At 57.7% G+C, this 23,472-nt stretch carries 20 protein-coding genes and 1 pseudogene; 8 read left to right on the forward strand and 13 right to left on the reverse strand.

What is annotated here, in order from left to right:
- Window positions 1-12: 12 nt before the first annotated feature.
- The 4 genes from K2184_RS19660 (at window position 13) to ecpR (ending at window position 6,077) form a co-directional block, all read left to right on the forward strand.
- Window positions 13-2,541 (forward strand): fimbrial biogenesis outer membrane usher protein, encoded by a 2,529-nt coding sequence (locus K2184_RS19660; protein ID WP_004099320.1) that lies wholly within the window; start codon window positions 13-15, stop codon window positions 2,539-2,541.
- 19 nt (window positions 2,542-2,560) lie between these two features.
- On the forward strand, window positions 2,561-4,174 hold the full coding sequence (gene ecpD / locus K2184_RS19665) for a fimbrial adhesin EcpD (protein WP_224226431.1): 1,614 nt from the start codon (window positions 2,561-2,563) through the stop codon (window positions 4,172-4,174).
- Window positions 4,143-4,847, forward strand: a complete 705-nt coding sequence (locus K2184_RS19670) for a fimbria/pilus periplasmic chaperone (RefSeq protein WP_196552870.1) — start codon at window positions 4,143-4,145, stop codon at window positions 4,845-4,847. The genes ecpD and K2184_RS19670 overlap by 32 nt, the downstream gene beginning before the upstream one ends.
- 687 nt (window positions 4,848-5,534) lie before the next feature.
- The gene (gene ecpR / locus K2184_RS19675; protein ID WP_004099323.1) at window positions 5,535-6,077 is read left to right on the forward strand and encodes an ECP biosynthesis operon DNA-binding transcriptional regulator EcpR; all 543 of its coding nucleotides are present in this window, start codon (window positions 5,535-5,537) and stop codon (window positions 6,075-6,077) included.
- Between the two features lie 192 nt (window positions 6,078-6,269).
- Here ecpR and K2184_RS19680 read toward each other — a convergent pair whose 3' ends face one another.
- Genes K2184_RS19680 through K2184_RS19695 form a run of 4 tightly spaced genes read right to left on the reverse strand, consistent with a single transcriptional unit; the run spans window position 6,270 to window position 9,333 of the window.
- Window positions 6,270-6,953, reverse strand: coding sequence for an amino acid ABC transporter permease (locus tag K2184_RS19680; RefSeq protein WP_004099324.1), 684 nt, complete (start codon window positions 6,951-6,953; stop codon window positions 6,270-6,272).
- Complete coding sequence (locus K2184_RS19685; protein WP_004099326.1) at window positions 6,943-7,695, reverse strand: amino acid ABC transporter permease; 753 nt, start codon at window positions 7,693-7,695, stop codon at window positions 6,943-6,945. Before K2184_RS19685 ends, K2184_RS19680 begins: the two co-directional genes overlap by 11 nt.
- Window positions 7,692-8,510 carry an amino acid ABC transporter ATP-binding protein gene (locus K2184_RS19690; protein ID WP_004099327.1) on the reverse strand — a complete coding sequence of 273 codons (819 nt, stop codon included), beginning with the start codon at window positions 8,508-8,510 and terminating at the stop codon, window positions 7,692-7,694. The genes K2184_RS19685 and K2184_RS19690 overlap by 4 nt, the downstream gene beginning before the upstream one ends.
- A gap of 13 nt (window positions 8,511-8,523) precedes the next feature.
- Window positions 8,524-9,333, reverse strand: coding sequence for an ABC transporter substrate-binding protein (locus tag K2184_RS19695; protein ID WP_004099328.1), 810 nt, complete (start codon window positions 9,331-9,333; stop codon window positions 8,524-8,526).
- Window positions 9,334-10,048: 715 nt separating this feature from the next.
- Here K2184_RS19695 and K2184_RS19700 point away from each other — a divergent pair.
- Window positions 10,049-10,225 (forward strand): hypothetical protein, encoded by a 177-nt coding sequence (locus K2184_RS19700; protein ID WP_004099329.1) that lies wholly within the window; start codon window positions 10,049-10,051, stop codon window positions 10,223-10,225.
- A 107-nt stretch (window positions 10,226-10,332) separates the two neighbouring features.
- On the opposite strand, the gene K2184_RS19705 is transcribed toward K2184_RS19700, so the two are convergent.
- From K2184_RS19705 to K2184_RS19725, 5 genes are all read right to left on the reverse strand, one after another.
- Complete coding sequence (locus K2184_RS19705; protein WP_004099330.1) at window positions 10,333-11,028, reverse strand: ABC transporter ATP-binding protein; 696 nt, start codon at window positions 11,026-11,028, stop codon at window positions 10,333-10,335.
- On the reverse strand, window positions 11,021-11,803 hold the full coding sequence (locus K2184_RS19710) for an ABC transporter ATP-binding protein (RefSeq protein WP_004099331.1): 783 nt from the start codon (window positions 11,801-11,803) through the stop codon (window positions 11,021-11,023). Before K2184_RS19710 ends, K2184_RS19705 begins: the two co-directional genes overlap by 8 nt.
- Window positions 11,790-12,839: a branched-chain amino acid ABC transporter permease gene (locus K2184_RS19715; RefSeq protein ID WP_004099332.1), complete on the reverse strand. Its 1,050-nt coding sequence runs from the start codon at window positions 12,837-12,839 to the stop codon at window positions 11,790-11,792. Before K2184_RS19715 ends, K2184_RS19710 begins: the two co-directional genes overlap by 14 nt.
- Window positions 12,839-13,738, reverse strand: a complete 900-nt coding sequence (locus K2184_RS19720; RefSeq protein WP_004099333.1) for a branched-chain amino acid ABC transporter permease — start codon at window positions 13,736-13,738, stop codon at window positions 12,839-12,841. Before K2184_RS19720 ends, K2184_RS19715 begins: the two co-directional genes overlap by 1 nt.
- Before the next feature lie 153 nt (window positions 13,739-13,891).
- Entirely contained in the window at window positions 13,892-14,998 is a 1,107-nt protein-coding gene (locus K2184_RS19725; protein WP_026055932.1) for an ABC transporter substrate-binding protein, read from the reverse strand.
- Window positions 14,999-15,247: 249 nt separating this feature from the next.
- On the opposite strand from K2184_RS19725, the pseudogene K2184_RS19730 reads away from it, so the two are divergent.
- A pseudogene (locus K2184_RS19730) lies at window positions 15,248-15,328 on the forward strand (hypothetical protein); the annotation flags it as partial.
- A gap of 259 nt (window positions 15,329-15,587) precedes the next feature.
- Here K2184_RS19730 and eutC read toward each other — a convergent pair.
- From eutC to K2184_RS19750, 4 genes are all read right to left on the reverse strand, one after another.
- Complete coding sequence (gene eutC / locus K2184_RS19735) at window positions 15,588-16,364, reverse strand: ethanolamine ammonia-lyase subunit EutC (RefSeq protein WP_004099335.1); 777 nt, start codon at window positions 16,362-16,364, stop codon at window positions 15,588-15,590.
- Entirely contained in the window at window positions 16,361-17,749 is a 1,389-nt protein-coding gene (locus K2184_RS19740; protein ID WP_004099337.1) for an ethanolamine ammonia-lyase subunit EutB, read from the reverse strand. Before K2184_RS19740 ends, eutC begins: the two co-directional genes overlap by 4 nt.
- A gap of 11 nt (window positions 17,750-17,760) precedes the next feature.
- A complete protein-coding gene (gene eat / locus K2184_RS19745) occupies window positions 17,761-19,140 on the reverse strand; it encodes an ethanolamine permease (protein WP_004099338.1) in 1,380 nt (459 codons plus the stop codon).
- Between the two features lie 368 nt (window positions 19,141-19,508).
- Window positions 19,509-20,891, reverse strand: coding sequence for a glycoside hydrolase family 28 protein (locus K2184_RS19750; protein WP_004110925.1), 1,383 nt, complete (start codon window positions 20,889-20,891; stop codon window positions 19,509-19,511).
- A 229-nt stretch (window positions 20,892-21,120) separates the two neighbouring features.
- Between K2184_RS19750 and mmuP the strand changes: the two genes are divergently transcribed.
- Entirely contained in the window at window positions 21,121-22,527 is a 1,407-nt protein-coding gene (mmuP, locus tag K2184_RS19755; RefSeq protein ID WP_024273818.1) for an S-methylmethionine permease, read from the forward strand.
- Window positions 22,514-23,446, forward strand: coding sequence for a homocysteine S-methyltransferase (mmuM, locus tag K2184_RS19760; RefSeq protein ID WP_023329345.1), 933 nt, complete (start codon window positions 22,514-22,516; stop codon window positions 23,444-23,446). Before mmuP ends, mmuM begins: the two co-directional genes overlap by 14 nt.
- Window positions 23,447-23,472 lie beyond the last annotated feature (26 nt).

Below are 23,472 nucleotides of genomic sequence, written 5' to 3' on the forward strand. Positions count from 1 at the left end.
CGGACCAAAACTATGCTTATACCAGGGATTGCCCCAGGACTTAAAGTGCTCCTTGCCTCTGGCATGGCCATCTTGCTTGTTCCGCTCAGCGTTTCCGCCGCGGCTGACAAAGTACAGCAAATCGGCGGCGTCATTATCCCTCAGGCCTTCAGCCAGGCGCTGCAGGACGGAATGAGCATTCCTCTGTTTATTCACCTCGAAGGCAGCAACGGTACCCAGGACGATCAGCGCATCGGCAACGCTTTTATCTGGCTGGATAACGGCGTACTGCGCGTCCGGCAAATACAGCTGGAAGAGAACGATAACAATGCCACCGTCAGTGAACAGACCCGCAAGCAGCTGACCGCGCTGGCCAATGAAGCATTCACTAAAGAACTCAAAATTAGTCTGACAGATGATGCGCAGCTACAGCTCAGCCTGCGCCAGCTGCTGCTGCAGCTGGTGGTGAGAAAGGAGGCGCTGGGTACCGTGCTGCGTTCGCGCAGCGAAGATATCGGTCAGTCCAGCGTCAATACCCTCAGCAGCACGATGAACTATAACCTCGGCGTATATAACAACCAGATGCGCAACGGCGGCAACAACACCTCCAGCTATCTGTCGCTGAACAACGTCACCGCGCTGCGCGAGCATCACGTGGTGCTCGACGGCTCGCTGTACGGTATAGGCTCCGGCAATCAGGACAGCGAAGTCTATAAAGCGATGTATGAACGCGATTTTGCCGGCCATCGTTTTGCGGGCGGGATGCTGGATACCTGGAATTTACAGTCCCTCGGCCCGATGACCGCCGTTTCGGCAGGGAAGATTTACGGCGCCTCATGGGGCAACCAGGCCAGTTCAACGGTGTTCGACAACTCCCAGTCGGCGACGCCGGTGGTCGCCTTTTTACCCGCCGCCGGGGAAGTGCATCTCACCCGCGACGGGCGCCTGATGAGCGTGCAGAACTTTGCCATGGGTAACCACGAAGTGGACACGCGCGGCCTGCCGTATGGCATTTACGATGTCGAGGTTGAAGTCATTGTGAACGGCCGGGTGGTCAGCAAGCGTACCCAGCGGGTCAATAAATTGTTCAGCCGCGGACGCGGCGCCGGCGCGCCGCTGGCCTGGCAGTTCTGGGGCGGCAGCTTCCATATGGACCGCTGGTCTGAGAGCGGTAAAAAGACGCTTCCGGCTAAAGACAGCTGGCTGGCGGGCGCCTCGGCCTCCGGTTCGCTCAGCACCTTAAGCTGGGCGGCGACCGGCTACGGTTACGATAACAACGCCGTCGCTGAGACGCGCCTGACCCTGCCGATCACTGAGTCCATTAACGTGAACCTGCAGAATATGCTGGCCAGCGACAGCTCGTGGAGCAGCATCGGCAGCATCAGCGCCACGCTGCCCGGCGGCTTCAGCTCGGTGTGGGTCAACCAGGAAAAAACGCAGATTGGCGACCGGATTCGGCGCAGTAATGCCGACAACCGGGCTATCGGCGGTACGCTGAATCTCAATTCACTCTGGTCAAAACTGGGGACGTTCAGCATCAGCTATAACGATGACCGCCGCTATAACAGCCACTACTACACGGCGGATTACTACCAGACGCTTTATACCGGATCCTGGGGATCGCTGGGCCTGCGCGCAGGGATACAGCGCTTTAATAACGGCGATAGCAGCGCCAGCACCGGGAAGTATATTGCGCTCGATTTCTCGCTGCCGCTCGGCAACTGGTTCAGCGCCGGGATGACCCATCAGAACGGCTACACCATGGCCAACCTGTCGGCGCGTAAACAGTTTGATGAAGGCAGCACCATCCGTACCATCGGCGCCAACGTTTCGCGGGCGATTTCCGGCGACACAGGCGATGATAAAACCCTCAGCGGCGGCGCATATGCTCAGTTTGATACCCGCTACTCCACCGGTACGCTGAACGTGAACAGCGGCGTGGATGGCTACGTGAACACCAACCTGACCGCCAACGGCAGCGTGGGCTGGCAGGGGAAAAATATCGCCGCCAGCGGCCGCACCGACGGCAATGCCGGGGTGATTTTCAACACCGGACTGGAAAATGACGGCAAGCTGAGCGCCAAAGTTAACGGTCGCATTGTTCAGCTCTCCGGCAACCGCAACTACCTGCCGCTGTCGCCCTACAGCCGCTATGAAGTGGAGTTGCAGAACAGTAAAAATTCGCTCGACAGCTACGATATCGTGACCGGGCGCAAGAGCCAGCTGACCCTTTATCCGGGGAACGTGGCGGTGATTGAGCCGGAAGTGAAGCAGATGGTCACGGTCTCCGGGCGCATTCGCGCGGAAGACGGCACGCTGCTGGCCAATGCGCGGATTAATAACCATATCGGTCGTACCCGCACCGATGAGAACGGTGAGTTTGTGATGGACGTGGATAAAAAGTATCCCACCATCGATTTCAGTTACGGTAAAAACCAGAGCTGCGAAGTGGCGCTGGAGCTAAGCCAGGCGCGCGGCGCGGTATGGGTGGGCGATGTGGTCTGTAGCGGCCTCTCCACCTATGCCCGCGTGCAGCCGACAGGAGAAGGTAATGAAAGCTAAGTGGCTGGCATGTTTAGTGATGTTAACGGCGGCGCTGTGCGTGACGCGGGTCAACGCCGCGGTCACCAAAACCACCTGGCCGGATGCGGCGGCCATGCAGTTTGTTTTCGTGGAAAACAACTCGGATGATAACTTCTTTGTCACCCCGGGCGGCGCGCTGGACCCGCGTATGACCGGGGCTAACCGCTGGACCGGGCTGAAATATAACGGCTCGGGCACCATTTATCAGCAGAGCCTGGGCTATATCGACAACGGCTATAACACCGGCCTGTACGCCAACTGGTTCTTCGATATGTGGCTGGATAACTCACCGGCTTCGCACCCTTTACTCGGCCTGCGCTGTATCAACTGGTATGCGGGCTGCGATATGGCCACCAGCCTGATCTTGCCGCAAACTACCGATGCCAACGGCTTCTATGGCGCGACGGTAACCACCGGCGGACAAAAGTGGATGCACGGCATGATGTCCGATGCTTTCTACCAGTATCTGCAGCAGATGTCGGTGGGCAGCAGCTTCTCAATGACCATCAACTCCTGCATGACGTCGGTGAGCTACGATGCCAGCAGCGGCGCACGCTGCAAAGATCAGGCCTCAGGGTATTGGTACGTGCGTAACGTCACCCATACTAAAGCGGCAAACCTGAAGCTGATTAACACCCATGCGCTGGCGGAAGTGTTTATCAACAGCGACGGGGTTCCGACGCTGGGCGAAGGCAATGCCGACTGTCGCACCCAGACTATTGGTACCCGTTCCGGTCTGAGCTGCAAAATGGTGAACTACAATTTGCAAACCAACGGCCTCAGCAATACCTCAATTCATATTTTCCCGGCTATCAGTAACTCGGCGCTGGCCTCCGCGGTGGGCAGCTACGATATGCAGTTCAGCCTCGACGGCAACTCATGGAAGCCGGTGAGCGGCATCTCTCAGTACTATACGTTTAATGAGATGAAATCATCAGATTCAGTGTATGTCTTCTTCTCAAGCAACTTTTTTAAGCAGATGGTGACGCTGGGCATCAGCGACGTGAATACCAAAGATTTGTTTAATTTCCGTTTCTATAACACCACCTCGCCCGAGTCTGGCTGGTACGAGTTTTCAACCTCTAACACCCTGATAATTAAGCCGCGTGATTTCAGCATCAGCATTATTTCCGATGAGTACACCTCGGCGCCGACCCGCGAGGGCTACGTGGGCAGCGGCGAGCCGTCGCTGGATTTCGGCTATATTGTGACGACCAGCGGTAAGACCGCCGCCGATGAAGTGCTGATTAAAGTCACCGGCCCGGCACAGGTTATTGGCGGGCGTTCATACTGTATTTTTAGTTCATCCGACGGCACGGCGAAGGTGCCGTTCCCGGCGACGCTGGCGTTTACGACGCAGACCGGGTCAACCAAAACTTACGATGCCGGATGCGATGATACCTGGCGCGATATGACCGATGCCCTGTGGTTAACCACGCCATGGACGGATATTTCCGGCGATGTCGGGCAGATGGACAAAACGACGGTGAAGTTTTCCATCCCGATGGATAATGCGATATCGCTGCGAACGGTGGATGATAACGGCTGGTTTGGTGAAGTGAGTGCTTCAGGAGAAATTCATGTCCAGGCGACGTGGCGTAACATTAACTAATTTGCTGCGGATGCTGATCTGCCTGCTGTCGCTGGGACTGGTGACAGCAGCGCAGGCTATTTCGGTGGGGAATTTAACCTTCTCGCTGGCAGCGGAAGACAATTTCGCTGCTAAGCGGGTTATCAACAACAATAAAAGCGCCCGGCTGTATCGGGTCTCTATCGTCGCTATCGACCGCCCCGGCGGCAAAGAGGTGCGTTCCCGTCCGGCGGACGGCGAGCTGCTGTTTGCCCCGCGTCAGCTCACTCTACAGGCGGGGGAGAGCGAATATTTTAAGTTTTACTATCACGGCCCGAAAGATAACCGCGAGCGCTATTATCGGGTATCGTTCCGGGAAATTCCGACCCGTAATTACGTAATGCGTAATCAAAGCGGTACGGAAGTGAGTATGGATCCGGTGGTGGTCATGGACACTATCCTCGTCGTTCGCCCGCGCGAGGTACAGTTCAAATGGGCTTACGATCGCGCGGCGGGGACCGTCAGCAACACCGGCAATACCTGGTTTAAGCTGCTGATCAAGCCCGGATGCGATACGACGGAAGAGGAAGGGGATGCATGGTATTTGCGGCCCGGGGACGTTGTCCGCAAGGCTTCGCTGCGCCAGCCGGGGAACCACTACATTATCTATAACGACAAATTTATTAAAATGACAAAAGACTGTCCGGTGAAGTAGCCGGGCAGCGCTCGCCATCCGGATAACATTCATCATTGAGAATGATCTATTTTTGATTTTTTATGTTTTTTTGATGTTATTTTGCGCCGAAAAAATATCAACATTATGTCCGCTTTGATACGTGATGAAATGATGTTTTCGTATCCCGAATATATATGATATTCCATCATTAAATAATTCATGCTAATTGTCTTTATCGTTCCGGCTATGAATTTTTTCTATTAATGTGTTTTTCCCTAAGAAAGTTCCTAATGGCTGGTGGGTAAATTCCTGGATTAGATGAATTGAGAATTATTTTCAAGCGTCATGTTTTTTCTATCTCATTGTAATTAATGGTTTTTTTGTGATTTCTTGTTTTTAAGTTAATTAAGGTACTCTAATTTTTTTTATCATTTTATTTTAGGGGTTCTAATTTCTTAGTTGTGAAGTGCCATTTCATCCATCCTTCATATTGACTCGTGGTAATTAAACACATAACTTCTGAAACATAAAGTGGCTGTTTCATATTGTGATTGCGCATTTAAATACAAATTATATGCCATGCGTATGTTTTATTTTGTTTTATATAAAATCTGAATTATTCATCTTATATATGTTTAGTGGCGTTTTTTGCGCAGAGGAGTCGCCTTCCTTTGTACTCTTCCCGTTAAGGAAAGCGGCAAATCATGGATGAGGAGCGCGTGATATATGGACTATCTCACTGATTTACGGTCATGTATCTGGCCGAGAGAAGATCGCTATTTTGTTGATGGATTATCCACGATTATTTTTGATATCCGCGATTTGATCTACCCATCTCTGGATGAACTACGCGACGGGTTTATGTTTATTAATATTAGCCCTAAATTTATGAGCCACTTTATCAGCCATGAACACCAATGGCTGAAAATCGCCGAGAAAAAACAGGTGATATTAATTGCCGCAACCAGGCTGGAGGCGCTGGCCAATTACTGGTATTTCAATAGCCAGGCCAGAGGCGTGGTTTATACGGAATCCTTATACGCTATTCGCCATGAGCTGACCCGAGCCATAAACGGTCGTTTTCGCCGCAGTGATATAAAAAAAGGAAAAATGACCCGTAAAGAGATGCAAATCATTGGTCATCTTGCGCAGGGGATACAGCCGAAATCTATTGCCAAAATTGAGAACTGCAGCGTCAAAACGGTTTATACCCATCAGCGTAACGCGGAGGTGAAGCTGGATTTTAAAATAAATAAATTAGCCATCTGAGATTTAAGCTCGGCGGCCGTTTATCCCTTCGCCGGGCGAGCGTAAATGTTATGAGTCGTAAATAATATATATTATATAAATCAATGTATTACCTGAAATAGTATCAAGCAGCCTTGCTCCGGCGCAGAAGAGACGCGTTGCTCAGGAAACGCAGCGTGGCGCGATAATCCTTCACCGCGCCACGGCCGATGGCTACCCGGTCGCTCTCCCATATCGGCGATTCGCCAGCAGACTCAGTCCGCAGCACAGCAGATAGTAAACCGCGCCGGTAAAAACAAAAATCGCCAGCGGGTAGATCTGCACCCGGTTATTGACCTGCCCGGCGACGGTAGTCAGCTCCGGCACGTTGACGATAAAGGCCAGCGAGGTGTCTTTGAGCAGGCCGATAAATATCCCAACCAGCGACGGCTGAACGTTACGCAGGGCCTGCGGTAGCAGGATCAGGCGCAGCGTTTGCCCGGGAGCGAAACCCTGGGTCAGCGCTGCTTCGTATTGCCCACGGGGTAGCGATTGCAGGCCCGCCAGCACTGAATGCATCACCGAGGCGGCGGTAAACCACGCCAGCGCCACCGTGACGGTGACCGCGCCCGGGAGATCGCTGCCGGTGAGCATAGGAAGCAGATACCACAGCCAGAAAATCACGAAGATCAGCGGGATGCCGCGAATAATTTCCGCCCACAGAAATAGCAGCCGCCGCACGATCCCTTCGTAGCGCCAGGCGATAGCTGCCAGCAGAACGCCGCCCGGCAGCGCCAGCGCGGCGGCGCCGATAGCCATCAGCAGCGTCAGCACCACGCCGCCGGGGATACCGTCCGCCAGCCGCCCCCACAGCAGATAATCGAGGTTATCAACGATGACCGCCAGATTAGCGTTCATAACCGGCTCTCCTTTGCTGAGCTCTTCCCGGACCGAGACGCGTCAGCGCCACGCCCATCAGCACCCCAAGCGCCAGATACAGCGCGGTGCCGACGGCAAACGCCTCCAGCGCATGCGCGTTGTAGCTCTCGATTTGCCGCACCTGATAGGTCAGTTCGGCAAAGCCGATACCGCTCGCCAGCGAAGAGAGCTTCATCAGGTTGAGATACTGGCCGATAATCGGCTGCCAGGCGTTAGCCAGCCCCTGCGGCAGCAGAATGTGGCGCAGCTCCTGCCAGGGCGTAAACCCCTGCGACAGCGCCGCTTCCCGCTGACCGTGGCTAACGGCGCGCAGCCCGGAGGCGATCTCTTCAATCAGAAACGCCGAGGTAAAGACCCCGAGTCCCCACATTGAGCAGAGAAACTCCGGCGTCAGCCACCAGACGTTGCCCGGGAGAATCGACCAACTGCGATCGTCATTAATAAAATCCCGCGCCCCCAGCGGCAGCAGATTCCAGGCGGCAAAATACCAGAACAGCAGCTGGACCAGCAGCGGCGTATTGCGGAACAGTGAAACCCAGGCCGCCACCAGCCAACGACCGGGCCTGCCGCCCCCGAGACGCAGTGCCAGCAGCAGGATGGCCAGCACGGTCGCCAGAACCATCCCGGCGATGCTGACCCAGACGGTGGTGAGAAAACCGGAGATGATCCATTGCAGCGGCTGCCCGCTCAGCACGCCATGCCAGTCGAGATGCGGGATCACGCCTCACTCTCCTGGTGCAGCGGATCGAGCACCTTTTGCAGGAAACGGCGGGTGCGGGCGTGCTGCGGCCGGGCAAAAAACTCGGCCGGCGGCGCGACTTCGAGAATATCGCCGCCGTCGATAAACACCACCCGGTCAGCAATCTCGCGGGCGAACTGCATCTCATGCGTCACCACCACCATGGTGATCCCGCTATGGGCGAGGTTTTTCATGACCTGCAGTACTTCGCCGATCATCTCCGGATCGAGCGCCGACGTGGGTTCATCGAACAGAATAATCTGCGGTGAGGAGGCGAGGGCGCGGGCGATAGCCACCCTCTGCTGCTGGCCCCCCGAGAGCTGGGCCGGCATCTGCCGGGCTTTATCCGCAAGGCCGACCTGGTTGAGCAGCGCCAGCGAGCGTTCGCGGGCGGCGCTTTTGCCCCAGCCGTGGACGCGTTCCAGCGCGAGGGTGATATTCTCCTGCGCCGTCAGGTGGGCATAGAGATTAAACTGCTGAAAAACAAAGCCGACCCGGCTGCGCAGCTGGCGCAGAGCGCTGCCGGTGAGCTGCGCTGTCGGTTTGCCGTCGATCAGTATTTCGCCGCCGCTGAGTGATTCAAGCTGGTTGATCAGGCGGATCAGGGTTGATTTGCCCGATCCCGAAGGGCCGAGGATCGCCACCACTTCGCCGGGTTCAACCTGTAAGTTAACGCCGTTCAGCACCCGATGGTCGCCGTAGCTTTTGGCAACATCGCGAAACTCAATGCTGGCGCGCTGCAGATGCGAAAAATCCGCGGACGATGCCGCGGAGCGTGAAAATAGAGCCGATAACATCATCTTTCTCTGCTTATTTCGCTTCGATAGTAAAGGCGCGCGGCTGCGGGGTTTTGGTGCTCGGGCCAAACCAGACGTCGTAAATTTTGGCCGCCTCACCGGATTTCTCCAGCTTGACCAGCTCGTCATTGACCGCTTTCAGCAGGGCCGGTTCGCCTTTCTTCACGCCGACGCCAATCTCTTCTTTGCTCAGCAGGTCGGGGATGATTTTGAAGTTAGCTTTGTCCGGCGCTTCCGCCAGCAGTCCGGCCAGGATGGTGCTGTCCTGAGTGATGGCCTGCACGTTGCCGTTGCGCAGGGCGGTCAGCGCCAGCGGGATATCATCATAAGAGAGCACGCGCGATTGCGGGAAACGCTGATGCAGCGCCTGTTCGCCGGTGGTGCCTTTTACCGCGCCGATGCGCGCTTTGCTGTAATCATCGAGCTTATCCGGTGATTTTGCCGGAACGAGGAACTGCTGGCCGGTCACAAAGTAAGGTGTTGAGAAATCAATGACCTGTGCACGTTCCGGAGTGATGGTGATATCGGCGACGATCAGGTCGGCCTTGCCGGACTGCAGCAGCGGAATGCGGTTGGCCGGGTTAGTGGCGACCAGCTCCAGCTTAACGCCGAGAGATTTGGCCAGCGCTTCGGCGAAGTCCACGTCGTAACCGACGATTTTATGCGTTTTCGGATCTACCGAACCGAACGGCGGGTTGGCGTCGAAGGTGGCGACTTTGACCACGCCGGCGGCTTTGATATCGGCTAATTGATCGGCCTGAGCCTGCGCGGCGAGCACCAGCATGCCCAGCGCCAGCGCGATTTTTGTTTTTGCAATGCGCATTGTTATTCCCCTGAATCCCTGTTTTGTTTTGTGTTTATCACGCTCCCACAAATCGCCCGTCGGCGGCAAAGAAGAAAAAGTTCTTATCTATAACGAAAAAGAACTTAACAAAGTTGTGGATATTGTTTAACCGGATGGGCTACTACGCTGGGGAAAAGTAGCCCGGACAGGTGCGTAGCACCGCCTCCGGGAGGGTGTAGAGGGGTTCCGTTCACCCTCAAGTCGCAGAAAATGTTTCATCGAGGTACGTGAACGGGTAAAGGGGGGGAGAACCATCTCCCCCTTTACAATCCCCGCGGTCCCGCAAAGAAATCGGTGCTGCGCACTGCGCTCACCTCCCGGTCCTCAGCCCGCGGTCGGCTCAACTCGACATCGCTGTCTCGATTCGCCTCTGGCCGCCATCCCTGGCGGCCAGCCCTTGTCTTCGGTCCTCCGGTTCGCCGATTTCAGCGGGGGCCAGGGCATCGCTGCATAACACGTTGTTTCAGAGATATCCCCGCTGCTGTATGAAACTCTCCCGGAGGCGGCGCTTGACGCGCCTGTCCGGGCTACCAAACCGAGGAAAAGTAGCCCGGATAAGACGTTTGCGTCGCAATCCGGGAAAGGCCCCAATATGCATCCCACAGCATTACTAATCCGGAATTGATATTTCCCGCTCGCCGTCAACTGTGGTTGAAATAGACCCAGGCAAAAATGCTTCCTGACGGAGGAGAAAATGAAAGTGGCGCTGTGGCAACGCATAACGGGCTGGCTGGCTTCTTTATCTGACGGTGAAGCCGGGCAGCAGGATACCCAACGCATCATGGAGGCAATATTACCGGTCGCCAGTCTCTACGGAATTGAGCTCGGCAACGTTGAAACAAGGTGGTTTCGCCATGATAAAACATACTGAGCGGCGCAGGACGCGTGAAGCCTACTGGAACGAGGTGTGCTTTGTGTAGCGCGAGGCTGTTTGCGGTTGCGGCGACGCAGGAAGCGAAGCCGCAGCCCTGAACAGCTTTATCCCCCCAGATACATCCGCTTGATTTCCGGATTCGCCAGCACCTCCTGCGCAGGACCCGAGAGCATAATCTTCCCATTCTCCAGCACATACGCGCGATCGGCGATGGTCAACGCCGCCGTGGCGTTTTGCTCCACCAGCAGCACGGTAATATTCTCCTCCCGCAGCTGCCTAATCGTGGCGAACAGCTCCCCGACAATTTTCGGCGCCAGCCCGAGACTTGGCTCATCGAGCATCAGCAGTACCGGTTCGCTCATCAGCGCTCTGGCGATAGCCAGCATCTGTTGCTCGCCGCCGCTCATGGTGCCCGCCATCTGAGCACGCCGCTCCTTGAGGCGGGGAAACAGGCTGTACATGCGATCGCGCAGGCGGGTAAAGCCGGCGAGATTATTGTAGGCCCCCATGCGCAGATTTTCTTCGATGGTCAGGTTGGTGAAGATGCGCCGTCCTTCGGGTACCAGCGCCAGCCCCTTACGCACAATCTGATGCGTCTGGCTGCGGGAGATATCCTCGTTGAGAAAATTGACCCGCCCCGTGGAGCGCACCAGGTTGACGATGCCGTTGAGGGTTGAGGTTTTCCCCGCGCCGTTGCTGCCGATAAGGGTAACGATCTCCCGGTCGTAAATATCAATATCAACGCCTTTTAGTCCCTGAATCACGCCGTAAAACACGTTTAATTCGCGCGCGCTAAGCATAACGAACGTCCCCCAGGTAAGCGGAAATCACGCCCGGATCCTCAATGGCTTCCGACATCAGGCCGCTAAACAGCGGCTTACCGTACTCCAGCACCATCACCCGCTCGCACAGCTTGTTGACGAACGGCATATCGTGCTCGATCAGCAGGACGCTGAGCTGATAGTCGTTACGCATGCGGAAGATCAGGTCTGCCAGATCTTCCGTTTCCTTCGGGTTCATCCCGGCGGCGGGTTCGTCGAGCAGCAGTAATTTTGGCGAGGTCGCCAGCGCGCGGGCGATCTCCACCTTGCGCTGGTTGCCGTAGCTAAGGTTGGTGGCCTGCACGTCGGCGAAATGGGCGATACCGATATCGTCCAGAATCGCCATCGCTTTGGCCTTTGCCGCCCGCTCGGCGGGGTAGTAGCGGCCGATATGCAGCGCCGCTTCCAGCAGCGAATAGCGGCTGGCGCTGTCGAGGCCAACCATCACGTTTTCTAATACCGTCATCGAGTTGAACAGGCGGATATTCTGAAAGGTGCGGGCAATCCCGGCGTTGACCACCCGGTTCGGCTTCAGCCCTTTTAGCGATTTTCCCGCGAGGGTCACGCTGCCGCTGGTCGGTTTATAGTTGGCGGTGATGACGTTGAACATCGTGGTTTTGCCCGCGCCGTTGGGGCCAATCAGGCCAAAAATTTCCGCCTCGTCGACGTGGAAACTGACGCTGTCGATAGCCCGCAGGCCACCGAACTGCATGGTCACGTCCTGCACCTGTAAAATGACCTTATTTTGCGCCATCGCCGCGTCTCCTTTTGCCCACCTGCCAAATCTCTTTTTTGCCCAACAGACCTTCGCGGGCGAACAGCATGATGATCAGCAGCAGCAGCGAGAACACCACCATCCGCAGGCCCGGATACGCGCCGAGATCGTGACCGAAGAACTGGAGCGGCTGGTCGAGAAAGCGCAGCCACTCGCCGCTGCCGACCACCAGTACGGTGCCAAGCAGCGCGCCGGTGGTGCTGCCCAGGCCGCCGAGCACGATAATAATCAGCAGCTGGAAGGTAAGCATAAAGTCGAACAGGCCCGGCGAGATGGTGGTCAGCAGCGAGGCCAGCAGGCCGCCGCCGATCCCTTCGAAGAAGGCGCTGGTGGCGAAGGCGCAGGTTTTAATGCGAAACGTGTTCACCCCCATGGCGATAGCGGCGTCTTCGTCGTCGCGCACCGCTTTCATCATTCGCCCGTACTTCGACCACACCAGCTGCAAAATCATCCCGGTCGCCAGCAGGGCGAACAGCCCGCACCAGAACAGCAGATGCGGCTGCTGCGGAATATCGTTGAGGCCAATCGCGCCGTTGGTGATCTGCGGATTGTTGATTGCGAGGATTTTAATGATAAAGCCGAAGCCGAGGGTCACAATCGCCAGGTAGTCGCCGCGCACGCGGAAGACCGGCAGGGCAAGGCAAACCGCCAGCGCCGCCGCGCACAGGCCGCTAATGAGCAGCGCGGGCAGGAACCCGGCGTGCAGCACGAGGATCCACGGGCTGGGCGCGGCCATCTCAAACATATCCAGCTTGCTGTCGCTGGGGAGGATCAGCAGGGCGGTGACGTAAGCGCCGACCGCCACAAAGCCGTTGGGCTCCAGCGACAGCTGGCCGGTCACGCCGTTGATCAGGTTATAGCTGACTGCGAGGATCATAAAGACGAAAATGGTGCTGATGACGCGAATAATGTAGTCGTTGAAGACGACGTTGATCCCGGCCAGCAGCGCGACGCAGAGAGCAATAATGACCAGGTTGCGCAGCTGCGCCCCGGCGGTAGTCGTAGCGTTGAGCATCAGAAACGGCTCCTTTCCAGACGTTCATCGCCCATAATGCCAACCGGGCGGAATAAGAGGACCAGAATCAAGAACATAAAGGCAAAAGCGTCTTTGTAGCCGCCCAGCTCGGGAAAGAGGGCGACCGCCACCACCTCGGTAAAGCCGAGAATAAAGCCGCCGAGCACCGCGCCGGTGACGCTGCCGATTCCGCCGAGCACCGCGGCGGCGAAGGCCTTCAGGCCGATCAGCACGCCCATCAGCGGGTCGATGGTCGGGTAGCTGATGGAGTAGAACACCCCGCCCAGCGCCGCGAGGCTGCTGCCGAGGGCGAACACCAGCGAGATAATGCGGTTGGCGTCGATGCCCATCAGGCGGACGGTATTAACGTCGAAGGCCACCGCGCGGATCGCCATCCCGTAGCGGGTGCGGTACAGCAGCCAGAGGATCGCCAGCAGCAGCAGGACGGTGATCAGCGGTACGATCCACGCCACGTTGGTGATAATCACGTCACCAAAGGCGCGAGTGTTGTTGAAAAATTCCGGTGCGGAAAAGAAGCGCGAGCTGCCGCCAAACAGCACGTTGAACAGGTTTTCGAGGAAGAAGCTGACGCCGATGGCGGTGATCAGCATCGAGATTTTTGATGCCTGACGCAGCGGGCGATAGGCCACCCGGTCGATCAGCATGCCGAACAGGCCGCACAGCGCGAGGGTCAGGAAAACGGCTACCCCGAAGGGTAGTCCAATGGAAGAAAACAAAAACAGGGTGGTAAACGCCCCGACCATCATCACGTCCGCATGGGCGAAGTTGATCAGGCGCAGCACCCCATAAACCATCGTATAACCGATGGCAATCAGGGCGTACATGCCCCCAAGGCTCATTCCATTGACCACTTGCTGGAGAAAAATGGCACCATCCATCTGATATCTCTCTTATTTTCCCTAAATAATTCGAGTTGCAGGACAAAACGGTTAACCGTTTTGAACAGCGCTTGCGCTGGCCCCGTAGGGGCGATGCTCATGGATGAGCCGAGTAACACAGCCAGCGCACATGCAACTTGAAGTATGACGGGGTTAAGGATTAACCACGGTACGAAACGCCAGCTTGCCATCCTTCACTTCGTTGATGACCGCGCTGCGGATAGCGTCGCCGTTTTGTAACGTCAGCGTACCGGTTACGCCCTGGAAGTCCTTAGTAGCGCGAATTTTTTCGTTAACGCAAACCCGGTCGCGCGGGTCGCTGCACTGGTTCATGGCGTTGATAATGACGTTATAGGCGTCCGCCGCCATCGCGCCCCAGGTATGGGTCGGCTGCTGGTATTTGGCTTCCCAGGCTTTGATAAACACCTCGCCCGCCGGCGTTTGCTCTTTGGCGTTCGGCGAGTAGTAGTCGGTGGTCATATAGCCGTTGACCGCGTCTTTGCCGACGTCAAAAAAGACCTGATCCGCCGCCAGCCCGTCGCCGCCGACCACCGGCTTGCTCAGCCCCAGTTGCTTCGCCTGTACGGCGATCAGCGCCCCTTCGGTGTAGTAGATCGGCATATAGATCATGTCGACGTTCTTCGCCTTCACGCTGGCCAGCTGGGCCTTAAAGTCTTTGCTGCCGCCGGGAGCCTGAACTTCGATAGGAATGGTGCCGCCGTTTTTCAGGAACTGCGTGCGGAAGGCTTTCGCCAGGCCAACGGAGTAGTCGTTGCTGCTGTCGAAGACGATGGCGGCGGTTTTAGCCTTCAGATCGCGCGAGGCGAGGTTAGCGCCGACCACGCCCTGGAAGCTGTCGGAGAAGCAGACCCGACTGACGTAAGGGTGGTTGCGGGTGACGCGGTCGTTGGTGGCGGTTGAGGAGACCAGCGGCGTTTTACTGTCGTCGGCGATTTTGGTCATCGCCAGGGTATTGGAGGAGGTGACTTCGCCGATCACCGCGTCGACTTTATCGCTGGAGACCAGGCGCTGCATGGCGTTAGCGGCTTCGACCTTGTCGCTCTTATCGTCAATCACGATAAGCTTCACGGTGTCGCCGTTTTTTAACGTCGGCGTAATGCTCTGGATGATATCCAGCCCTTTTTGCGAAGGTTGTCCGTAGCCGCTCAGCGCGCCGCTCAGCGGCAAGACCACGCCAATTTTAATTTCAGCCGCCTGCGCGCTGCTGGCACCGACCCACGCGGCAACCAGCGTGGCCATTAAAGACGCTTTCCCGGAAAACTTGTTCATTTTTACCTCACCGTCGGTCGATTATTTATACCCTTCATACTTCAAGTTGCATGTGCGTTGGCTTTCCTCGCTCACCCCAGTCACTTACTAGAGTAAGCTCCTGGGGATTCCCTGCGTCGCCGCGTGATTCGCCCCTACGGGACTCACCCTTTCAGGGCCAGCGCAAGCGCTGTTCAAAACGGTTAACCGTTTTGTCCTGCAACTCGAATTATTTTGGGTATATCTTTAACCATCAATGACTGCATAACATTGAGAAATAATTCACCTGGATATCCGGCGAATTATTGGCTGTTATATTGAATAGATAACGAGATATATTTGGTATGCAGATTTACCTTACAACGTCCGTTTCGTTTTTACTCATGCAATATTCTTATTACCTGCAGGAAAGGGCATAAGGCTGATGACAACCCTGTTTTGGGTACGGTGAACGCATTATGCCGGGGGCGGCTGACGCCTTACCCGGCCTGCAAAATCCGCAATGCCAGCGCGCACCCGAAAATAATATCCAGGTGCGCCCGGTAATATTAAAAATCTATTCTGCTGTCCGCCTGGTTTATTATTTTAGCTGGCTCAACGGTTTTATTTTTCCATGCAGCGCAGGATTATCGCTTTCGTCTTTCAGGCGCACTCCGGTAAGCCGCCGCAAAAAGGCCTGCTCCAGTAACCAGGCCAGCTTAAAAGCGGCGGCATCAAAGCTCAGCCCTTCCGGACGGATATTAGAAATACAGTTGCGCTCCGACTCCAGACGCTGACGATGCGGCTGCCAGGTTAAATACACTCCGAGGCTGTCCGGCGAAGAGAGCCCGGGCCGTTCGCCAATCAATATCGCCACCGCTCTGGCCTTCAGCGTTTCGCCTATATCATCGCCGAGCGCGACCCGCGACTGGTGCGCCAGCACCACCGGGGCCAGGCTCAGGCCGAGGGTTTTCAGATAGGGCAGCAGGGCGCGAATCAGCGGCACTGCCTGGCGCTGCACGGCGTACGACGACAGCCCGTCGCCAATCACCAGCAGCAGGTCGGCGGGGCGCGCGCCGCTGGCGGCGAGGTCGGCGCGGCTCTCTTCATTCAGCTGTCGCCCCAAATCCGGGCGATTCAGATAGACATGGCGATCGCTGGCGGCACTGCGGACGGTCAGCGTCGACAGCCCCAGCTCCGCCAGCGGCTGAACAAGCTGGTCGCTGGCGAAAGGTTGGTGGATAGCATCGCGCGCCCGGGCGTGGGCGAGGCCGAAATTCAGCACTTCGCGGGTCGGCAGGCTGGCGCCGCTGCGTCCCAGCGCAATCCGCGCATCGGTAAACTCACGCAGCGGGTTCCAGGCGTCGGGAGGATTCATACCGGTTCTCCTTGCGGCAGGACGGAAAGCAGCGGATGGCGGGCATCGGTCAGACGCAGCGCGCCGTGGCGGTCAATAATCTGCATCTTCGTCAGCCAGTCGGCGAACTCAGGCGCATGCTGTAAACCCAGCAGTCGGCGGGCGTAAAGGGCATCGTGGAACGAGGTGCTTTGGTAGTTGAGCATAATATCGTCTGCCCCCGGTACGCCGATCAAAAAGGTCAGCCCGGCCGCGCAAAGCAGCGTCAGCAGGGTATCCATATCGTCCTGATCCGCTTCGGCGTGATTGGTGTAGCAAACGTCGCAGCCGATGGGCAGCCCCATCAGCTTGCCGCAGAAGTGATCTTCCAGCCCGGCGCGGATAATCTGCTTACCATCGTACAGATACTCCGGGCCGATAAAGCCCACCACCGTATTGACCAGCAGCGGCTCAAAATGACGGGCGACGGCGTAGGCCCGGGCTTCGCAGGTCTGCTGGTCAACGCCGTGATGGGCGTTGGCGGAAAGAGCGCTGCCCTGGCCGGTTTCAAAATACATCACGTTGTTGCCCAGCGTGCCGCGGTTCAGGCTAAGCGCCGCTTCCCGCGCTTCCTGCAGCAGCGCCAGATTAATGCCAAAACCGCTGTTGGCGGCTTCGGTACCGGCCACCGACTGGAACACCAGATCCACCGGCGCGCCGCGCTCAATCAGCTGCAGGGTGTTGGTGACGTGGGTCAAAATGCACGACTGGGTCGGAATGGCGAAGCGCTGAATGATATCGTCAAGCATATGGTTCAGCTGCGCCAGCACCGGCAGGCTGTCGCTGGCCGGATTGATGCCGATCACCGCGTCTCCTGCGCCATACAGCAGGCCGTCGAGCATGCTGGCGGCGATGCCTTTGAGGTCATCGGTCGGGTGATTGGGCTGCAGGCGCACGCTCAGGCGCCCCGGCAGGCCGATAGTGTTGCGAAAACGGGTGACGACCCGGCATTTGCTGGCGGCGAGGATCAGATCCTGATTGCGCATCAGCTTGCTGACCGCGGCGGCCATCTCCGGGGTTATCGCGCGGGCGACCTGGCGCAGCGCCGCTTCATCGGTGGCGTCGTCGAGCAGCCAGTCGCGAAAATCGCCGACCGTAAGATGGCGAATCGCCGCGAAGCCCCGGGCGTCGTGGGTATCGAGGATCAGCCGGGTCACCTCATCCTGCTCGTAGGGAATCAGCGGATTATCGAGAATCTCGGTGAGCGGAACCTCCGCCAGCGCCATTTTTGCCGCCATCCGCTCTTCGGCGGAGCCGGCGATAACGCCCGCCAGCGCGTCGCCGGAACGCGCAGGGGAGGCCTTCGCCAGTAGGGTTTTCAGGCTCTCAAAGCGCCATACCTGGCCCGATAGCGTGGTTTTATACATGTGTCGCCTCCTCAGGAGACCGTACGCAGCTGCGGATCCACCGCCGCGCGCTGGCGAGCCGCTGCGGTCTTGCGAAACCACAGGTAGCCGCCGAGCATCATGGCGGCGAAAATCAGCGCCAGCAGCGTGTTGTACCAGACCATCGCCACCAGGCAGAGCACCGCCATGGCCAGCGCGAAGGCCGGCGCCCACGGATAGAGCGGCGCGCGGAACGGTCGAATCAGCTTCGGCTCGCTGCGGCGCAGCTTAAACAGCGCCGCCATCGAGGTGATATACATAACAATAGCGCCAAATACCGACATCGTGACGATACAGGCGGTCAGCGGCATCCCGCTAATGGTGATCAGCGAATCGGAGAAAATGGCGGCGATGCCGACCACGCCCCCGGCGAGGATCGCCAGATGCGGCGTGCGGGTGCGGCGGTTCAGCGTCGCCAGCCCGGCGGGGAGATAGCCCGCGCGCGCCAGAGAGTAAATCTGCCGCGAGTAGCCCATGATAATCCCGTGGAACGAGGCCACCAGGCCAAACAGCCCCAGCCACACCAGCATATGCAGCCAGCCGCTGCTGTTGCCGACCACCATTTTCATCGCCTGCGGTAGCGGGTCGTTGATATTGGCCAGGGTTCGCCAGTCGCCGACGCCGCCGGCAAAGACCATCACGCCTATCGCCAGTACGGTCAGGGTCAGAATGCCGCCGCCCAGCGCCCGGGGAATAGTGCGCTGCGGATCTTTAGCTTCTTCGGCGGCCATCGATGCGCCTTCAATCGCCAGAAAGAACCAGATCGCGAACGGGATGGCGGCAAACATGCCCGGCAGCGCCAGGCCGCTAAAGCTTTCCGCGCCCGCCCAGCCGTTAGCGGTAAAATGGCTCCAGGAGAAGCCCGGCGCGACCACGCCCATAAACACCAGCAGTTCGAAAATCGCTAATAACGTCACCACCAGCTCAAAGGTGGCGGCAATCCCCACGCCGAGAATATTCAGCGTCATAAAGATAATATAGGCGCCGCAGGCCACCCATTTGGGGTCGAGCGCCGGAAACTGCACGTTCAGATAGGCGCCGATGGCCATAGCGATGGCGGGCGGGGCGAAGACGAATTCAATCAGGGTCGCGAAGCCGGCGATAAACCCGCCGGTGGGGCCAAAGGCGCGGTAGGCGTAGGCAAAAGGTCCGCCCGCATGCGGAATGGCGGTGGTCAGCTCGGTGAAGCTAAAAATAAAGGCGCAGTACATCGCGGCGATGGCCAGCGCGACGATCAGAAAGCCCAGCGTCCCGGCCTGGGACCAGCCGTAGCTCCAGCCAAAATACTCCCCGGAAATAACCAGCCCAACGGCGATCCCCCATAAGCGGAAACTGCCGAGCGTTCTTTTAAGCGTTGTGGTTTGCTCTGTCATGTTCGTTGCCTCGCCAGATAAAGATATCGGGAGGGTTGCAAAGAGAATGCCAGGGCATACCACCGATAAACGCGGCGGTTTAAGAACCTATCCCATTAGGGCTATCTTATTTGCCAGTTTGGCCCTGGGCAGTGCTCAGACAATACTCACAGAGTGTTGAACGCCCTTCAGGGCGGCCCGCAGGGGGAGCGTAGCGAACCATCCTCACGTACTACGTGTACGCTCCGGTTCTTGCGCGCTGTCCGTGTCCAAACGGTCTGCAACGATTACGCCTGTTGGGCCAGGCTCTACGCCAACGAGGATCAAAAAAGGGGCAGACCGCGCCCGGCGGAAGAGTCGCCGTGGTGCAGCTGCCCGCAAATATGGCGTTACTGGTGCACGATGGCGCCAGCGTCTTGTTGAATTACCGGACCTGCTTTCACCTGCAGGTTAAGTCCTTTACTCTCCAGCTCGGCATTGCGAATGCGCAGGCCGCGGTCGGCTTCAATATTGACGTTGCTAAAATGGAAACCGCTGAGCGGCGCTTCCGGGGTACCGATAATATAGGCCGCCGCTTTGCTGTCGCCGGTGGAGGTTAAATTCTCAACGGTGATGTTACTGAAGTGCGGAGTCTTGTATTTATCGAACGGCTGTTTCGGGTCGCTGTCCGGCGGATAGATCTGCTCGCCGAGGGTAAAGCCGCCTGCCTGCAACAACTTATCGACCTCGGCCTGCACAATCGGCGCGGCTTTGTAATAGGCGGAGAACACCAGCGGCACCTCAACGTTATGCATTCTGGTATTACGGTAGACGATATTTTTTACCTCGCCGCCTTTGCCGCGCGGGCTTTTAATCCGAATGCCGTACATCGAACCTTCGAAGGTATTGTTTTCCACCAGCACGTTATTCACGCCGCCTGCGCTCTCGCTGCCGATGGAGATCCCGCGCCCCTGCTTCAGAGTGTTGTTGGCGATATAGATGTTATCCACCACGCCGTCCGGGAAGCGCGGGTCGGCTTTCTCCGCCTTGATGGCAATATGGTCGTCGTTACAGTCGATATAGTTGTTGGTAATACGGATATTCTGGCTATCGATAGGATCGATGGCGTCGGTGTTCGGCGCATGCCACGGCGAAAGAATACGCGTGCCGTTGATATCGACATCGTGCGCGTAGCGGGTGACCACGTGGAAGCTGGGTGAATGGGTGAGGGTCACGCCGTCGATAAGCACGTTGCTGGCGCGGGTGATATAAATCAGCCGTGGCCGGTCGGTACCGCCTTTCTTGCCGGTGGCGCGGATATTTTCCCGCCAGCGTTCCCACCACACCGCGCCCTGGCCGTCGATAGTGCCTTCACCGACGATGGCCACGTTTTGCGCGTCGGCGATGCTGATAAACGGCAGCCAGCCGTTTTCCGCTTCGGCGTATCGCGTTTTATCATCGCCGCGATAGGCAGCCACTTCGGTTGAGGCCACCAGGGTGGCGTCTTTCTCCAGCTTAAGCTGAATATTATTCTTCAGAAACAGCGGGTTGGTGAGGAAATTACCTTTCGGCACCAGCACCGTTCCCCCTCCGGCGGCGGCGCAGTCATCAATCGCTTTTTGAATGGCATCGGTGTTGAGCGCGATTTGCAGCCGATGGCCTTCTGCGCCGTAGTGGGTGATATCACAGACTTTATCGGGAAACTTCACGGAACTCGCGGCCTGAGCGGCGTGCAGCGGTAGAAGGCCGACGGCGGCAGCGGCGGCCCACAGAGGCAAAGCGCGGGGTATCATGGCATTATCCTTTTTTGGTTTGTTGTTTTGTAAAATTAGCACCAATGTTTTGATTTAATGAGGGCGGCGATCACGGTTTCTCTTTTGTCGTTATTCTGCCCATAAGTGGCGATGATGATTTGGGCGAATGCATAGATGACAGGCCCGGCGGCTTTGCAATTTGGCGACAGGCGGGGTATAAGGAACCTCTTATCTGGATGTTTAGATGTCTATACGCCCGTGGGGTCAAATGCAAACAACACAACAACAAGGTGGGCAGCTTAAGCGCACCATGAAGACTCGCCACCTGATCATGCTGTCGCTGGGTGGCGTTATTGGCACAGGGCTATTTTTTAATACCGGCTATATCATCTCCACCACCGGAGCGGCGGGCACGCTGCTGGCCTATCTGATTGGCGCGCTAGTGGTCTGGCTGGTGATGCAGTGTCTGGGCGAACTTTCGGTGGCGATGCCGGAAACCGGGGCGTTTCACGTCTACGCCGCGCGCTATCTCGGCCCGGCGACCGGGTATACCGTCGCCTGGCTCTACTGGCTGACCTGGACCGTCGCGCTTGGCTCAAGCTTCACCGCCGCCGGATTCTGCATGCAGTACTGGTTCCCGCAGGTGCCGGTATGGGTCTGGTGCGTGGTGTTCTGCGCGGTGATTTTCGCGCTCAACGTTATCTCCACCCGCTTCTTTGCCGAAGGTGAATTCTGGTTCTCGCTGGTGAAGGTGGTCACCATTATCGCCTTTATTATTCTCGGCGGGGCGGCGATCTTTGGCATCATTCCGATGCAGGATGGCTCTCCGGCGCCGGGGCTGCGCAATATCACCGCCGAAGGCTGGTTCCCGCACGGCGGTCTGCCGATCCTGATGACCATGGTGGCGGTTAACTTCGCTTTCTCCGGCACCGAGCTTATCGGCATCGCGGCGGGGGAAACGGAGAATCCGCATAAAGTCATTCCGGTGGCCATTCGTACCACCATCGCCCGGCTGATTATCTTTTTCATCGGCACCGTCTTCGTGCTGGCGGCGCTGATCCCGATGCAGCAGGCGGGAGTCGAGAAAAGCCCGTTTGTGCTGGTGTTTGAAAAGGTCGGTATTCCCTACGCGGCGGATATCTTTAACTTTGTGATCCTGACGGCGATTCTGTCGGCGGCCAACTCTGGCCTTTACGCCTCCGGGCGGATGCTGTGGTCGCTCTCCAATGAAAAAACGCTGCCGTCCTGTTTTACCAAATTGACCAGGAACGGGGTACCGCTGACGGCGATTTCGGTCAGCATGCTCGGCGGCGTGCTGGCGCTTTTCTCCAGCGTCGTGGCCCCGGATACGGTGTTTGTCGCGCTGTCGGCGATTTCCGGTTTTGCGGTGGTGGCGGTATGGCTGAGCATTTGCGCCTCGCACTTTATGTTCCGCCGTCGCCATCTGCAGCAGGGGAAGGCGCTAAGCGAACTGCACTATCGCGCGCCGTGGTATCCGCTGGTGCCGGTGCTGGGATTTGTGCTTTGCCTGGTAGCCTGCGTGGGTCTGGCGTTTGACCCGAGTCAGAGGATTGCGCTGTGGTGCGGGATCCCGTTCGTGGCACTGTGTTATGGTGCGTATTATCTGACTCGTTCACGGAAACTCACCCAGGAGCCTCAACATGTCGCAGAATAATCCGTTAACCGCCCTCCTCGACGCAAAGCCCTTTATCCTGCTGGACGGCGCGATGGCGACGGAGCTGGAAGCGCGCGGCTGCAATCTTGCCGACAGCCTGTGGTCGGCGAAAGTGCTGGTCGACAACCCGGAGCTTATCCGCGAAGTTCACCTCGACTATTTCCGCGCCGGCGCGCAGGTGGCGATCACCGCCAGCTATCAGGCCACTCCGGCAGGTTTTGCCGCCCTCGGCCTTGATGAAGCGCAGTCGAAAGCGCTGATCGGCAAAAGCGTTGAGCTGGCCCGCAAGGCGCGGGAAGCGTATCTGGCGGAAAACCCGCAGGCGGGCGCGTTGCTGGTTGCCGGTTCGGTCGGGCCGTACGGCGCCTTCCTGGCGGACGGCTCGGAGTATCGCGGCGATTATGTCCGCAGCGATGAGGAATTTCAGGCATTTCATCGTCCGCGCGTGGAAGCGCTGCTCGACGCCGGGGCCGATCTGCTGGCCTGTGAAACGATGCCGAATTTCGCCGAGATGAAGGCGCTGGCGGAGCTGCTGACTGCCTATCCGCGCGCGCGGGCATGGTTCTCGTTTACCCTGCGCGATGCGCAGCATCTCAGCGACGGCACGCCGCTGCGGGAAGTGGTTGCCGTGCTGGCAAACTATCCGCAGGTGGTGGCGCTGGGCATTAACTGTATCGCGCTGGAAAACACCACCGCCGCGCTGGCGCATCTGCATAGCCTGACGGCGCTGCCGCTGGTGGTTTATCCTAACTCCGGGGAGCACTATGACGCGGTATCCAAGACCTGGCATCGCCACGGCGAAGCCTGTGCAACGCTGGCGGAATATTTACCCCAGTGGCTGGCGGCGGGGGCGAAGCTGATTGGCGGCTGCTGCCGCACGACGCCGAAGGATATTGCCGAACTGAACGCGCGGCGTTGAGTTTGCGCCGGGTGGCGGCTGATGCC

This window comes from Klebsiella sp. K5-306 (assembly GCF_051835185.1).
GTDB lineage: Bacteria > Pseudomonadota > Gammaproteobacteria > Enterobacterales > Enterobacteriaceae > Klebsiella > Klebsiella oxytoca.

Bases quoted from the DNA above. Each gene is read 5' to 3' on its own strand.
- eutC (WP_004099335.1), bottom strand. From the start codon at position 16,364: ATGAATCCTCCCGACGCCTGGAACCCGCTGCGTGAGTTTACCGATGCG.
- K2184_RS19725 (WP_026055932.1), bottom strand. From the start codon at position 14,998: ATGGCCACGCTGGTTGCCGCGTGGGTCGGTGCCAGCAGCGCGCAGGCG.
- K2184_RS19660 (WP_004099320.1), top strand. From the start codon at position 13: ATGCTTATACCAGGGATTGCCCCAGGACTTAAAGTGCTCCTTGCCTCT.
- K2184_RS19750 (WP_004110925.1), bottom strand. From the start codon at position 20,891: ATGATACCCCGCGCTTTGCCTCTGTGGGCCGCCGCTGCCGCCGTCGGC.
- K2184_RS19715 (WP_004099332.1), bottom strand. From the start codon at position 12,839: ATGCTCAACGCTACGACTACCGCCGGGGCGCAGCTGCGCAACCTGGTC.
- K2184_RS19705 (WP_004099330.1), bottom strand. From the start codon at position 11,028: ATGCTTAGCGCGCGCGAATTAAACGTGTTTTACGGCGTGATTCAGGGA.
- K2184_RS19720 (WP_004099333.1), bottom strand. From the start codon at position 13,738: ATGGATGGTGCCATTTTTCTCCAGCAAGTGGTCAATGGAATGAGCCTT.
- K2184_RS19700 (WP_004099329.1), top strand. From the start codon at position 10,049: ATGAAAGTGGCGCTGTGGCAACGCATAACGGGCTGGCTGGCTTCTTTA.
- K2184_RS19695 (WP_004099328.1), bottom strand. From the start codon at position 9,333: ATGCGCATTGCAAAAACAAAAATCGCGCTGGCGCTGGGCATGCTGGTG.
- K2184_RS19680 (WP_004099324.1), bottom strand. From the start codon at position 6,953: ATGAACGCTAATCTGGCGGTCATCGTTGATAACCTCGATTATCTGCTG.
- mmuM (WP_023329345.1), top strand. From the start codon at position 22,514: ATGTCGCAGAATAATCCGTTAACCGCCCTCCTCGACGCAAAGCCCTTT.
- K2184_RS19670 (WP_196552870.1), top strand. From the start codon at position 4,143: ATGTCCAGGCGACGTGGCGTAACATTAACTAATTTGCTGCGGATGCTG.
- ecpD (WP_224226431.1), top strand. From the start codon at position 2,561: ATGTTAACGGCGGCGCTGTGCGTGACGCGGGTCAACGCCGCGGTCACC.
- eat (WP_004099338.1), bottom strand. From the start codon at position 19,140: ATGACAGAGCAAACCACAACGCTTAAAAGAACGCTCGGCAGTTTCCGC.
- ecpR (WP_004099323.1), top strand. From the start codon at position 5,535: ATGGACTATCTCACTGATTTACGGTCATGTATCTGGCCGAGAGAAGAT.
- K2184_RS19690 (WP_004099327.1), bottom strand. From the start codon at position 8,510: ATGTTATCGGCTCTATTTTCACGCTCCGCGGCATCGTCCGCGGATTTT.
- K2184_RS19740 (WP_004099337.1), bottom strand. From the start codon at position 17,749: ATGTATAAAACCACGCTATCGGGCCAGGTATGGCGCTTTGAGAGCCTG.
- K2184_RS19710 (WP_004099331.1), bottom strand. From the start codon at position 11,803: ATGGCGCAAAATAAGGTCATTTTACAGGTGCAGGACGTGACCATGCAG.
- mmuP (WP_024273818.1), top strand. From the start codon at position 21,121: ATGCAAACAACACAACAACAAGGTGGGCAGCTTAAGCGCACCATGAAG.